Raw genomic sequence first — 13,962 nt, 5'->3', positions numbered from 1 at the left:
CGTACGCGACGGCCCGCGAGCCGTCTCGCCCAGAAAGCACTAAAAGGAACAGACCAACCCATGGACGTCCAGACCGACCAAGCTGCGCTGTCCGCGCATGACACCCGGCGGCGCGTGTTCGCCATCGTCGGCGCCTCGTCGGGCAACCTCGTCGAGTGGTTCGACTTCTACATCTACTCGTTCTGCGCGCTGTACTTCGCACCGGCGTTCTTCCCGAGCGGCAACACGACCACGCAGCTGCTGAACACGGCCGGCGTGTTCGCGGCCGGTTTCCTGATGCGTCCGATCGGCGGCTGGCTGTTCGGCCGCATCGCCGACCGTCACGGCCGTCGCACGGCGATGATGATCTCGGTGCTGATGATGTGCGGCGGGTCGCTCGTGATCGCGGTGCTGCCGACCTATGCGCAGATCGGCGCGCTGGCGCCGGCGCTGCTGCTGGTCGCGCGCCTGTTCCAGGGGCTGTCGGTGGGCGGCGAATACGGGACGAGCGCAACCTACATGAGCGAGGTCGCGCTGAAGGGGCGGCGCGGCTTCTTCGCGTCGTTCCAGTACGTGACGCTGATCGGCGGCCAGCTGTGCGCGCTGCTGGTGCTCGTGATCCTGCAGCAGGCGCTGTCGAACGACGAGCTGAAGGCGTGGGGCTGGCGCATTCCGTTCGTCTGCGGGGCGGCGGCCGCGCTGATCTCGCTGTACCTGCGCAAATCGCTCGACGAGACGTCGACGAGCGCATCGCGTGACAAGAAGGACGCGGGCACGATCCGCGGCGTGTGGCAGCACAAGGGCGCCTTCTTCACGGTGGTCGGCTTCACGGCCGGCGGCTCGCTGATCTTCTACACCTTCACGACGTACATGCAGAAATACCTCGTGAACACGGCCGGCATGCATGCGAAGACGGCCAGCAACGTGATGACCGTCGCGCTGCTCGTCTACATGCTGATCCAGCCGGTGTTCGGCGCGCTGTCCGACAAGATCGGCCGCCGCACGTCGATGATCCTGTTCGGCACGTTCGCGGTGATCGGCACGGTGCCGCTGATGCACGCGCTGAAGACCGTCACGAGCCCGACGGCCGCGTTCGCGCTGATCACGATCGCGCTGGCGATCGTCAGCTTCTACACGTCGATCAGCGGCCTCATCAAGGCCGAGATGTTCCCGCCCGAAGTGCGCGCGATGGGCGTCGGCCTGTCGTATGCGGTCGCGAACGCGATCTTCGGCGGCTCGGCCGAGTACGTCGCGCTGTGGTTCAAGTCGATCGGCAGCGAGGAAACCTTCTACTGGTACGTGACGGTGCTGTGCGCGATCTCGCTGATCGTGTCGTGGCGGATGCGCGATCCGAGCAAGGAAGGGTACCTGCGTCACGAACCGTGATCGACAGGGCTGCCCGCCGGGCTGCCCGCATCGACCGGCAACGTGCAACGGGACGGCGCTCCGCCATGCAGGCGGAGCGCCGTTTTTTATGCGTGGCGTTTTCGCATGGGCGCGTGCAAGCTCATCGCGGGGCGCACGATATCGATATCGGAATCGCTTCGTTGTCCGCAGCGGACGATGCGCTTATTCTGAACGCGTAGTTCGTGTGACACCTCCTTGACTGGGATTCGCGCCCGCTGCGTGCAGCGGGCGTTTTTTTGTGCGCATGCGCCGCATGCAGCCGCTGCAAGCCTCATCACGAAACCCGCAGAGCAAAGCACCATTTGTTGGTTCGGAATCGCCGCACGCGCTGATACGTTAGCGGCTTCGCGACGACACACAGCGTTGCGATGTTCCTCGAACCGGCCGCCGCGCGATCCGCGCCGGCCTTCATAACAAATCAGGTCGTGCTCATGAAATTCCACACTCTCGCTACGTGGCTCGTCGGGGCCGCACTCGTTACGGCCGGCACGGTCGCGCACGCGGACCGCCTCGACGACATCAAGAAGGCCGGCGTGCTGCGCGTCGCGACCTTCGACAGCAATCCGCCGTTCGGCTATGTCGACGGCAAGAGCAATCACATCGTCGGCCTCGACGTCGACTATGCGAAGGCGCTGGCCGACAAGCTCGGCGTGAAGCTGCAGCTGCAGCCGACCAATCCCGCGAACCGCATTCCGTTCCTGACCTCCGGCAAGGTCGACCTGGTGCTCGCGAACTTCACGATTACCGACGAGCGCGCGAAGCAGGTCGACTTCAGCATTCCGTACTTCTCGTCGGGCCAGCAGTTCCTCGCGAAGAAGGGCGTGCTGAAATCGGCCGACCAGCTGAACGCGCTGCGCGTCGGTGCGGACAAGGGCACGACGAACGAGATCACGCTGCGCGAGAAATTCCCGAAGGCGACGATCGTCGCGTACGACGACACGCCGTTCGCGTTCGCCGCGCTGCGCGCCGGCAACGTGCAGGCGATCACGCAGGACGGCCCGAAGCTGATCGGCCTGCTCGCGAACGTGCCCGACAAGCAGAACTACGAGATCCCGGCATTCACGATCTCGAACGACTACATGGGCGTCGGCGTGCCGAAGGGCGAGACGCGCCTGCTCGGCTTCGTGAACGACACGCTGAAGGGGCTCGAGGCGAATGGCCGCGCGGGCCAGATCTACGACGCGTGGTTCGGTCCGACGACGAAGACGCCGCTCACGCGCATCTTCCGCATCGGCGACAAGACCTGAGTCGCATGCAGGACGCGCCGCGTTCCGCCATCGGTCGTGCCGGTGCGCGGGGATCGCGGCGTTTTCCGTTTCTCTTGATCGCTTGCTTCGCGCCCGCACCACCATGCTCGGCTTGGCTCCCAAATATCTGTCCTGGCTCTGGCAGGGCTTCCTGCTGACGCTCGGCCTCGCGGCCGCGTCGGCGCTCGCCGCGACGGTCGGCGGACTGCTGCTCGCCGTCATGCGGCATGCGCGCGGCACGGCGCCGCGCACGCTCGCGGCCGGCTATGTCGTCGCGTTCCGCAACACGCCGTTGCTCGTGCAGTTGCTGTTCTGGTATTTCGGCGTCGCGTCGTTGCTGCCCGACACATGGGTCGCGTGGCTGAACGCGCGCCATCAGCTGAGCGCGGGCCCGTTCACGCTCGCATGGCCGTCGTTCGAGTTCGTCGCGGGCTGGTTCGGGTTGAGCGCGTACACGGCCGCGTTCGTCGCCGAGGAATGCGAAGCCGGGCTGCGCGGCGTGCGCCGTGCGCAGCACGATGCGGCCGCGGCGCTCGGCCTCACGCCGATGCAGTCGCTGCGCTACGTCGTGCTGCCGCAGGCCGTGCGCATCGCGCTGCCGCCGTTGTTCGGCCAATACATGAATCTCGTGAAGAACTCGTCGCTCGCGATGGCGATCGGTGTCGCCGAGCTGTCGTACGCGTCGCGGCAGGTCGAGACGGAGACGTTCAAGACCTTTGCCGCCTTCGGTGTCGCGACCGTGCTGTACATCGCCGCGGTGGCCGCGATCGAGGCCGGTGCCTACGCGGCCACGCAATGGCGCGACCGGCTCGGGGCGGGGCGTTGACGATGGATCTCTCGCTGCTGCTCGACAACCTGCCGTACCTGCTCGTCGGCGCATTCCCGGATGGTCCGCTCGGCGGCGCCGCGCTGTCGCTCGTGCTGGCGATCGCGTCGGCCATCGCATCGGCGGTGCTGGGCGTGGCGCTCGGCGTCGCGATGGCGCTCGCGCGCGGCCCGCTGCGCGTGCTGCTGCTCGCGTTCATCGGCTTCTTTCGCGCGATCCCGGTGCTGATGCTGATCTTCTGGACGTACTTCCTGATGCCGATGCTGCTGCACATGGACGTGCCGGGACTCGCGACGGTCGTGTGCGCGCTGGCGCTGATCGGCGGCGCGTATCTCGCGCATGCGGTGCATGCGGGCATCGTCGCGGCCGGCGACGGGCAGTGGCAGGCGGGGCTGTCGCTCGGGCTCACGCGCTGGCAGACCGTGCGCTACGTGCTGCTGCCGCAGGCGATCCGGATCATGACGCCGTCGTTCGTCAATCAGTGGGTCGCGCTCGTGAAGGACACGTCGCTCGCGTATATCGTCGGCGTGCCGGAACTGTCGTTCGTCGCGACGCAGGTGAATAACCGGCTGATGGTGTATCCGGCGCCGATCTTCCTGTTCGTCGCGGCGATCTATCTGGTGCTGTGCACGTCGCTCGACGGTGCGGCGCGCTGGTTGCTGTCGCGTCGTCCTCGCGCGGAGCGCATCGCGCGGGCTGCGGCTGAACGCACGGAACCGGTGCGGTGACGGCGTGCGCGCCGCGTGCAATGCATGCGCGCGTTTCCGGTGATGAAGGTGAGAGCGTGCGGCTATCCGCAGCGGGCCGCGTCGTCGCCGAGCGAGCGGCGACGGGCGTGAAGGTGCTTCAGAACTTCGGTGCTTGAGAACTTCAGCACTTCAGCGCGTCAGCGTCAGGACGCGCTGTAGTGCGTATCGAACACCGAACGCAGCGTCGACGGACCGGTCGCGAAGTCGCCCCACAGCGGGCCGTCGCTCTGCGCGAATGCAAACGGCGTCGTACTGATCGACGCGAGGCGGAAGCGCCATTGCGCCGCTTCCTGGCGGAACGCGGTGAGCTGCATGTCGGACAGCCCCGTCTGCGCGCTCGCGAGCGTGACGAGCGGATCGACCGGGTCGTTCGCGACGCGCACTTCGAAATGCAGGTGCGGACCGGTGGCCGCGCCGGTCATCCCGACCGAGCCGATGCGCTGGCCCTGCTTGACGGTTTCGCCGGTCTTCAGCCCGCGCGCGAACGCGGACAAATGCGCGTAGTAGGTCGAATAACCGTCGGCGTGATCGACGATCACGTAGTGGCCGTAACCGCCCGGATCGGTGCCGACGAACGACACGACGCCGTCGGCCGCCGCATTGACGGGCGTGCCGGACGGTGCGGCGAGGTCGACGCCGGTATGGAATGCCATCGCCTGCGACAGCGGGTGGACGCGTTCGCCGAAGAACGAGCTGATGCGCGTCCACTTGACTGGCATCGTGAACGCGGCCGCTTCGAGCGGCGCGCCGTCGAGCGTGTAGTACGCGCCGTGGTCGGCGCCCGGCGCGCGGAACCAGATCGCCCCGAACGTGCGGCCCGCGACGCGCAGCTCGAGCGCGGTGAGGTGCGGCGTGCCGTTGTTGGTGTCGTACGCGATGCGGTAGTAGTCGCCGCGCTGCGCGCCGGCGCGCAACGCGACCTTCCCGGTGACGAGATCGCCGAGCTGGATGCGCACTTCGGGCGGCACGTCGAGACGGTTCAGCGTATCGGACAGCGTGAGTTCGATGTCGCCCGCGCGCATTCCGTGCTGCTGCTCGGGCGGCGCGAGCTGGAACAGGCTCGTATAGCCGAGCATGTCGTTGCGGTGCGCGCTGAGCGGCGCGAACAGGCCCGGCTGCAGGTTGCGGTCGGTGCGTTCATCGCGTTCGTTGCGCTCGCCGATCGTGCGCGCGAGTTCGCTCGTCACGAAATGCTGCGCGGTGGGAAACGGCGTGTCGGACAGCACGCGCTGCGGCAGCGCGGCCGTGCCCGAATCGACGGCGCCCGGCAGTTGCGAGACGGCCGGCAGCGCGGCAGCGAGACCGAAGGCGGCGAGGGCGCCGAGCACGGCGGCCGGCACGAGCGCGCGCACGAGGCGCTGCGCGCGCCCGGGCGCGAAAGCATCAGGAATTGCGGCAGGCTTGACCAAAGTGTCCACATCCAGGAAAAGCGGTTCAAAGAGGTGTGGGCGTGAACCATCGGCGGCAGATCCGTCGGGTGACGACGGGGCGGGCGACGGGCGTGCAACAAAACAGGCCCCGCCAGGGGCCTGTGTCGTTTCCGTTCGACCCAACTCGCGGGCAGGCCCGCTTCGAACGGCGGCGTGACCTTTCCGGGTCGAACCCGGTTTATCACGAAGACGCTAAAGAAAAATGACAGCGTCAGTCTACCGATGTTCCGCGAAACGTTAAAAATTTTAAAGAGGGTCGGCTCATTCGTTTCGCACTGCGGTAAATCGGGTTAAATCAGCATTTATTGCGCGGCTTTTCGTCAGACAGGAAATTTTTGCGCGCGCACGCGCAGCGCGGCGGATGTCCTGACCGCGTCGAAGCCGGCGTCGAGCATCGCTTCCGCGTCGTTCCACAGATTGCCGCGCAAGCGGTTGGTCCAGATCATCGATGCGAACACGCCTTCGAGCAGCGACACGAGATGGACGGCCGCGAGATGCACGTCGAGATCGGCGGCCAGTTCGCCGGCCGCGATCGCGCGGCGCAGCAGCGCCTTGGTGATGCGCAGCATCTGCAGCTCGAGCAGCATGCGGCGGCGCTGCAGCGCGCCGTTCTCCTCGCTCTGCTCGCATTTCGTATAGAGGATCACGAGCACGCGCTGCATCGCGCCCGGCTCGCCGCATTGCCGCAGGTAATGCGACGCCGCGCGGCGCAGCGTCGCGAACGCGGGCAGGCTGTCGACCGCGTCGAACCCTTCCGACGTACGCGCGAATGCGCGGTCGCACATCGCGAGACACACTTCCATCTTGTTGCGGTAATGGCCGTACACGGCGCCCCGCGACATTCCGGCGGCCTCGGCGAGGTCCGCCATCGCGGTTTGCGCGACGCCTTTTTCGAGCAGCACGAGCTCGGCGGCGTCGAGGATCCGGTGCTTGATGGCGAGCGATTCTTCCCGGGTCTTGCGGGCCATGTCGTGAATTTCCTTACAGTTCGCTGTCGTTTTATTGAGACAGTATGGCGGCCGGATTGCAACCGCCTGTATTTAATCAGTCGTGACTGATTATAATCGGCCACCCTGAGCCGCCGCATTGTATGGCGGCGAACGATCCGAGGTCAGCACATGAATAACAAACGCTCCCTGGGGCGCCGCCTGCGGCTGGCGTCGTTCGCGCTCGCGGCCGCGCTGGCCGCGAGCGGCTGCGGAAAGGGCGAACGGGACAAGGCGCCGGAGGCCATTCAGGACGCGACGGTCGTGACGGTGCGTCCGACGGCCGTACCGATGACCGTCGAATTGCCGGGCCGGCTCGACGCGTATCGGCAGGCGGAAGTGCGCGCGCGGGTCGCGGGCATCGTCACCGCGCGGACTTACGAGGAAGGCCAGGAAGTGAAGCAGGGCGCGGTGCTGTTCCGCATCGACCCCGCACCGCTGAAGGCCGCGCGCGACGCCGCGAGAGGGGCGCTCGCGAAGGCGCAGGCCGCCGCGCTCGCGGCGAGCGACAAGCGCCGCCGTTACGACGACCTGGTGCGCGACCGCGCGGTCAGCGAGCGCGATCACACCGAGGCCGTCGCGGGCGACACGCAGGCGAAGGCCGACGTCGCGTCCGCGCAGGCCGAGCTCGCCCGCGCGCAACTGCAGCTCGACTATGCGACCGTCACCGCGCCGATTTCGGGCCGCGCCCGGCGCGCGCTCGTGACGGAAGGCGCGCTCGTTGGCCAGGACCAGGCGACGCCGCTCACGACCGTCGAGCAACTCGACCCGATCTACGTGAATTTCTCGCAGCCGGCGGCCGACGTCGACGCACTGCGCCGCGCGGTGAAGAGCGGGCGCGCGACGGGCATCGCGCAGCACGACGTCACGGTGACGCTGCTGCGCGCCGACGGCACCGCGTATCCGCTGAAGGGCAAGCTGCTGTTCAGCGATCTCGCGGTCGATCCGACCACCGATACCGTCGCGATGCGCGCGCTGTTCCCGAATCCCGAACGCGAACTGCTGCCGGGCGCGTACGTGCGGATCGCGCTCGACGCGGCCGTCGACCAGCGCGCGATCCTCGTGCCGCGCGATGCGCTGCTGCGCACGGCCGATCGCACGTCGGTGCGCGTGGTCGGCGCGAACGGCAAGGTGAAGGACGTCGAGGTCGTCGCCGACCGGATGAGCGGCCGCGACTGGCGCATCATGCGCGGTCTCGCGGGCGGCGAGCGCGTGATCGTCGACAACGCCGCGCAGTTCGCGCCCGACACCGCCGTCAAGCCCGTCGAGCAGGCCTCGCCGACGAAGGCCTCGTCGGCGAAGGCCGCATCACCGGCGGCCGCCCGTCAAACCTGACCGGTTCACATAGACCAACATGGCACGTTTCTTCATCGATCGCCCCGTCTTCGCGTGGGTGATCGCACTCTTCATCATGCTCGGCGGCGTGTTCGCGATTCGCGCGCTGCCCGTCGCGCAGTATCCGGACATCGCGCCGCCCGTCGTCAGCATCTATGCGACGTATCCGGGTGCGTCCGCGCAGGTCGTCGAGGAATCGGTGACCGCGCTGATCGAGCGCGAGATGAACGGCGCGCCGGGGCTGCTATATACGTCCGCGACGAGCAGCGCCGGGATGGCGTCGCTCTATCTGACGTTCAAGCAGGGCGTCAATGCCGATCTCGCGGCCGTCGAAGTGCAGAACCGGCTGAAGACGGTCGAGGCGCGGCTGCCCGAACCCGTGCGGCGCGACGGCATCCAGGTCGAGAAGGCCGCGGACAACATCCAGCTCGTCGTGTCGCTGACCTCCGACGACGGCCGGATGAGCGACGTGCAGCTCGGCGAATACGCGTCGGCGAACGTCGTGCAGGCGCTGCGCCGCGTCGACGGCGTCGGCCGGGTGCAGTTCTGGGGCGCCGAATATGCGATGCGGATCTGGCCCGACCCGGTGAAGCTGGCCGGGCACGGCCTCACCGCGTCGGACATCGCGTCGGCCGTGCGCGCGCACAACGCACGCGTGACTGTCGGCGACATCGGCCGCAGCGCGGTGCCTGACAGCGCACCGATCGCGGCCACGGTGTTCGCCGACGCGCCGCTGAAGACGCCGGCCGAGTTCGGCGCGATCGCGCTGCGCACGCAGCCGGACGGCGCCGCGCTCTACCTGCGCGACGTCGCGCGCATCGAGTTCGGCGGCAACGACTACAACTATCCGTCGTACGTGAACGGCAAGGTCGCCACGGGCATGGGCATCAAGCTCGCGCCCGGCTCGAACGCGGTGGCCACCGAGCAGCGCGTGCGCGCGGCGATGGACGCGCTGTCCGCCTACTTCCCGCCGGGCGTGAAATACCAGATCCCGTACGAGACGTCGTCGTTCGTGCGCGTGTCGATGAACAAGGTCGTCACGACGCTCGTCGAGGCCGGCGTGCTGGTGTTCCTCGTGATGTTCCTGTTCATGCAGAACCTGCGCGCGACGCTGATCCCCACGCTCGTCGTGCCGGTCGCGCTCGCGGGCACGTTCGGCGTGATGCATGCGGCCGGCTTCTCGATCAACGTGCTGACGATGTTCGGGATGGTGCTCGCGATCGGCATCCTCGTCGACGATGCGATCGTCGTCGTCGAGAACGTCGAGCGGCTGATGGTCGAGGAAGGGCTCGGGCCCTACGACGCGACCGTCAAGGCGATGCAGCAGATCAGCGGCGCGATCGTCGGCATCACGGTCGTGCTGACGTCGGTGTTCGTGCCGATGGCGTTCTTCGGCGGCGCGGTGGGCAACATCTACCGGCAGTTCGCGCTGGCGCTCGCGGTCTCGATCGGCTTCTCGGCGTTTCTCGCGCTGTCGCTGACGCCCGCGTTGTGCGCGACGCTGCTCAAGCCAGTGTCCGGCGACCATCACGAGAAGCGCGGTTTCTTCGGCGGCTTCAACCGCTTCGTCGCGCGCTCGACGCAGCGCTATGCGACGCGCGTCGGCGCGATGCTGAACAAGCCGCTGCGCTGGCTGGTCGTGTACGGTGCGCTGACCGCGGCGGCCGCGCTGATGCTCACGCAACTGCCGAGCGCGTTCCTGCCCGACGAGGACCAGGGCAACTTCATGGTGATGGTGATCCGCCCGCAGGGCACGCCGCTCGCGGAAACGATGCAGAGCGTGCGCGAGGTCGAGTCGTACATTCGTCGCGACGAGCCGGCCGCGTACACGTTCGCGCTCGGCGGCTTCAACCTGTACGGCGAGGGGCCGAACGGCGGGATGATCTTCGTCACGCTGAAGAACTGGAAGGAGCGCAAGGCCGGGCGCGATCACGTGCAGGCGATCGTCGCGCGCATCAACACGCGCTTCGCGGGCACGGCGAACACCACGGTGTTCGCGATGAACTCGCCGGCGCTGCCCGATCTCGGTTCGACAGGCGGCTTCGACTTCCGGCTGCAGAACCGCGGCGGGCTCGACCATGCGGCGTTCAGCGCCGCGCGCGAGCAACTGCTCGCGGCGGGCGGCAAGGATCCGGCGCTCACCGACCTGATGTTCGCCGGCACCCAGGACGCGCCGCAGCTCAAGCTCGACATCGATCGTGCCAAGGCGTCGGCGCTCGGCGTGTCGATGGACGAGATCAACACGACGCTCGCGGTGATGTTCGGCTCCGACTATATCGGCGACTTCATGCACGGCACGCAGGTGCGCCGCGTGATCGTGCAGGCCGACGGGCGGCACCGGCTCGATCCGGACGACGTGCAGAAGCTGCGCGTGCGCAACGCGCGCGGCGAGATGGTGCCGCTCGCGGCGTTCGCGACGCTGCACTGGACGCTCGGGCCGCCACAGCTCACGCGCTACAACGGCTATCCGTCGTTCACGATCAACGGCTCGGCCGCGCCGGGGCACAGCAGCGGCGAAGCGATGGCCGCGATCGAGCGGCTCGCCGCGAAACTGCCGGCCGGCATCGGCTACGCGTGGTCGGGGCAGTCGTTCGAGGAGCGGCTGTCGGGCGCACAGGCGCCGATGCTGTTCGCGCTGTCGGTGCTCGTCGTGTTTCTCGCGCTCGCGGCGCTGTACGAGAGCTGGTCGATCCCGTTCGCGGTGATGCTGGTCGTGCCGCTCGGCGTGATCGGCGCGGTGCTCGGCGTCACGTTGCGCGCGATGCCGAACGACATCTATTTCAAGGTGGGGCTGATCGCGACGATCGGGTTGTCCGCGAAGAACGCGATCCTGATCGTCGAAGTCGCGAAGGACCTGGTCGCGCAGCGCATGTCGCTCGTCGACGCCGCGCTCGAGGCCGCGCGCCTGCGGCTGCGGCCGATCGTGATGACGTCGCTCGCATTCGGCGTCGGTGTGCTGCCGCTCGCGTTCGCATCGGGCGCCGCGTCCGGCGCGCAGATGGCGATCGGCACCGGCGTGCTCGGCGGCGTGATCACGGCGACGGTGCTCGCGGTATTCCTCGTCCCGCTGTTTTTCGTGATCGTCGGCCGCCTGTTCGACGTCGGCCCGCGCCGGCGCGGCGGGTCGCGGCCGGCGACGATGGAGGGTGCGCAATGACGTTTCACCTGAATGCGCGCGCGACGTCGCGGGCCCCGGTCGCGCTGGCCGCTGCACTCGCGTTCGCGCTCGCCGGCTGCTCGCTCGCGCCGCGCTACGAGCGGCCGGCGGCGCCGGTGCCGGCCAGCTATGCGCCGGTCGACGGCGGCACGCAGCCGGCGTCGGTCGCGGCGCCTGTCGATGCCGCGCTGCTCGACGACTGGCGCGCGTATTTCACCGACCCGGCGCTGCAGGCCTGGATCGACGCGGCGCTCGCGAACAATCGCGACCTGCGGATCGCGGCCGGCCGGCTCGACGAAGCGCGCGCGCTGTACGGCGTGCAGCGCGCGGACCGGATGCCGTCGCTCGACGCGAACCTCGGCTACGAGCGCACGCGCCAGTACGACCCGGTCGTGCGCGAGAGCGCGGTGAGCGGGCTGTATCGCGCAGGCGTGGGTATCAGCGCGTACGAGCTCGACCTGTTCGGCCGCGTGCGCAATCTGTCGGATGCGGCGCTCGCCGAGTATTTCGCGACGGCCGACGCGCAGCGCGCGGTGCGCATCGGCGTGATTGCCGAAGTCGCCGGCGCGTACGTTTCCGAACGGTCGTTGCACGCGCAACTGGCGCTGGCGCAGCACACCCTCGACGCGCGCGAGCGCATCGCCGCGCTCACGCAGCGCCGCTATGCGGCCGGCACGAGCGATGCGATCGAGCTGCGCTCGGCCGAGATGCTGGTCGCGTCCGCACGTGCGTCGCAGGCCGCGCTGCAGCGCGAACACGCGCAGTCGGTGCGCGCGCTGCAATTGCTTGCCGGCGATTTCGCGCGCACGGTGCCGGCCGACGGCACCGCGCTCGACGCGCTCGCGATCGCGCCGGTGGCACCCGGCGCGCCGAGCGCGCTGCTCGAGCGGCGGCCGGACATCCGGCAGGCCGAGTCGCGGCTCAAGGCCGCGAACGCGCAGATCGGCGCCGCGCGCGCCGCATTCTTCCCGCGCGTCGCGCTGACGACCGACTACGGCTCGGTCAGCGACGCGTTCTCGAGCCTGTTCGCGGGCGGCACGAGCGTGTGGACGTTCGCGCCGCGCATCACGCTGCCGATCTTCGCGGGCGGCCGCAATCGCGCGAATCTCGACGTCGCGACCGCGCGCAAGCACATCGCGGTCGCCGAATACGAGAAGACCGTGCAGACCGCGTTTCGCGAAGTGGCCGACGCGTTCGCCGCGCGCGACTGGATCGATCGCCAGCTTGCCGCGCAGCAGGACGTGTACGCGGCCGACGGCGCGCGGCTGAAGCTCGCCGAGCGTCGTTATGCGGGCGGCGTCGCGACGTATCTCGAACTGCTCGACGCGCAGCGCAGCACGTACGAGTCGGGACAGGAACTGATCCGGCTCAAGGAACTGAGGCTCGCGAATGCGATTGCGCTGTATCGCGCACTGGGCGGCGGGTGGACGCCGGCTTCAGCCGGGGAGGCCGCCGCGTGATTCGCTAGCTGTGCGGGTGGCGATCGCGCATTGCGATGTGTCGTCGCCACCCCGGCCGGTGTGGCGTCCATCCGGCCATCGGCACCGATCGACGATGAACGCATCCGCGCGTCGTCGTCATCCACGTAGTTTCTCCCCGCTGTCGAGCTGAAGCGCGCCTTCAACCCGTCACGCATCCTGGCGACCGATCGCGTCGTCACACGGCCCCGAGCGTGCCGGACTTCCTCCTTTTTCGATTCCAGCCAGGGCGCCGAAACGTCGCGTGCGCGTTGTCGCGCAGGTACGCCGAATGTCGTGACGGCGCACGGCATTACATGCGGCTTTTAATCCCGGCTTGACGATTCAATTGATTCTTGTATCGGGAATAATGACGGGTGACGAAATGTCGCGGTAAAACGTTTGTGCGGATTGCGCAATCGTTTGCGCGAGAAATCCGCAGCACCGAAAATCGGCCGTTAATTTCCTCTCAGTTGAAAATCGATGAATGCATTCGTTGCGGTCGGGCAACGATGGCAGGATCGGACAGAATTTTGGCCTTTTTGATTGGTAATCCGACGAAGCCATATCTAGCAAGGAAAGGCGGGGAATAAGCGATCCAGAAAAGAAAATGTCTTTAATTTTCAGTCGGTTCTAGAAAATCAAAAAGGACTGCGGATGAAAATATCGGGATTGAGAATTTCAGGGAAATAGTGGGTTTGAAAGTACGCAAGGCGAAGATTGTCATTTGCGATTTGACAATGCTTTACAGAATTCTTTCATTCATATCTCGATAATGCCGCCTCGTGACGGACGGGAGCCAACCACACGCTGCCTTTTGTATCCGCCACGTCGTCCATTCCCTTTGCAATTCTCACGGAAAACGTCATGAAAAAATCCCTCCTGGCCGCTGTCGCACTCGCAGCCCTGTCCACCTCGGCCTTCGCAGCCGGCACCGGCACGATCAACTTCACGGGCGAGATCGTCGCGGGCGCGTGCGGTATCGACTCGGGTTCGGTCAACCAGACCGTGAACCTCGGCAAGGTGCCGACCCACACGTTCAAGAAGGCCGGCGACAAGTCCGAGCCGGTCAAGTTCGACATCGTCCTGACCGACTGCGACACCAGCATCTCGAAGAACGCGTTCTTCACGTTCACGGGTACGTCGAACGCGGCCCAGCCGAAGCTGCTCGCCACGATCGGCTCGGCAACCAACGTCGGCATCCGCGTACAGGGCGCAACGGGCGAAGACCTCGACAACGGCGTCGAACAGGCCGCTGCAACCCTGCTGCAGAACGGCAACAACACCGTGCGCTTCGCCGCACGCTACGAAGCGACGGCAGCCGACGTGACGCCGGGTACGGCCGACGGCGTCGCGAACTTCACGGTTCGCTACCAGTAAGCGGCCGTC

General features: G+C 67.4%; 10 protein-coding genes. 8 read left to right on the top strand and 2 right to left on the bottom strand.

The annotated features are described in order from the left end of the window. The first annotated feature begins 60 nt into the window (after positions 1 to 60). The 4 genes from U4Z31_RS09175 to U4Z31_RS09160 all read left to right on the top strand — a co-directional run bounded on the left by U4Z31_RS09175 (position 61) and on the right by U4Z31_RS09160 (position 4,187). Positions 61 to 1,365 (top strand): MFS family transporter, encoded by a 1,305-nt coding sequence (locus U4Z31_RS09175; RefSeq protein WP_321810036.1) that lies wholly within the window; start codon positions 61 to 63, stop codon positions 1,363 to 1,365. Between the two features lie 452 nt (positions 1,366 to 1,817). Continuing rightward, positions 1,818 to 2,633, top strand: a complete 816-nt coding sequence (locus tag U4Z31_RS09170; RefSeq protein WP_321810035.1) for an ABC transporter substrate-binding protein — start codon at positions 1,818 to 1,820, stop codon at positions 2,631 to 2,633. A gap of 103 nt (positions 2,634 to 2,736) precedes the next feature. After that, positions 2,737 to 3,459, top strand: a complete 723-nt coding sequence (locus U4Z31_RS09165) for an amino acid ABC transporter permease (protein ID WP_044843595.1) — start codon at positions 2,737 to 2,739, stop codon at positions 3,457 to 3,459. A 2-nt stretch (positions 3,460 to 3,461) separates the two neighbouring features. Next, a complete protein-coding gene (locus U4Z31_RS09160; protein ID WP_044843594.1) occupies positions 3,462 to 4,187 on the top strand; it encodes an amino acid ABC transporter permease in 726 nt (241 codons plus the stop codon). A 164-nt stretch (positions 4,188 to 4,351) separates the two neighbouring features. Here the strand turns inward: U4Z31_RS09160 and U4Z31_RS09155 are convergent, their stop codons facing one another. Next, positions 4,352 to 5,617, bottom strand: coding sequence for a M23 family metallopeptidase (locus U4Z31_RS09155; RefSeq protein ID WP_321810034.1), 1,266 nt, complete (start codon positions 5,615 to 5,617; stop codon positions 4,352 to 4,354). Positions 5,618 to 5,958: 341 nt separating this feature from the next. Further along, positions 5,959 to 6,606, bottom strand: coding sequence for a TetR family transcriptional regulator (locus tag U4Z31_RS09150; protein WP_124485531.1), 648 nt, complete (start codon positions 6,604 to 6,606; stop codon positions 5,959 to 5,961). Between the two features lie 150 nt (positions 6,607 to 6,756). On the opposite strand from U4Z31_RS09150, the gene U4Z31_RS09145 reads away from it, so the two are divergent. From U4Z31_RS09145 to U4Z31_RS09130, 4 genes are all read left to right on the top strand, one after another. After that, on the top strand, positions 6,757 to 7,959 hold the full coding sequence (locus U4Z31_RS09145; protein ID WP_321810033.1) for a MexX/AxyX family multidrug efflux RND transporter periplasmic adaptor subunit: 1,203 nt from the start codon (positions 6,757 to 6,759) through the stop codon (positions 7,957 to 7,959). Between the two features lie 19 nt (positions 7,960 to 7,978). Further along, the gene (locus tag U4Z31_RS09140; protein ID WP_321810032.1) at positions 7,979 to 11,116 is read left to right on the top strand and encodes a multidrug efflux RND transporter permease subunit; all 3,138 of its coding nucleotides are present in this window, start codon (positions 7,979 to 7,981) and stop codon (positions 11,114 to 11,116) included. Further along, a complete protein-coding gene (locus U4Z31_RS09135) occupies positions 11,113 to 12,576 on the top strand; it encodes an efflux transporter outer membrane subunit (protein ID WP_321810031.1) in 1,464 nt (487 codons plus the stop codon). The genes U4Z31_RS09140 and U4Z31_RS09135 overlap by 4 nt, the downstream gene beginning before the upstream one ends. A gap of 864 nt (positions 12,577 to 13,440) precedes the next feature. Then, a complete protein-coding gene (locus U4Z31_RS09130) occupies positions 13,441 to 13,953 on the top strand; it encodes a fimbrial protein (RefSeq protein WP_044843588.1) in 513 nt (170 codons plus the stop codon). Positions 13,954 to 13,962 lie beyond the last annotated feature (9 nt).

This window comes from Burkholderia sp. BCC1985 (genome assembly GCF_905339915.1).
GTDB lineage: Bacteria > Pseudomonadota > Gammaproteobacteria > Burkholderiales > Burkholderiaceae > Burkholderia.
The sequence above is the reverse complement of the archived record's forward strand: the minus strand, read 5'-3'. Positions and strand labels throughout refer to the sequence as shown.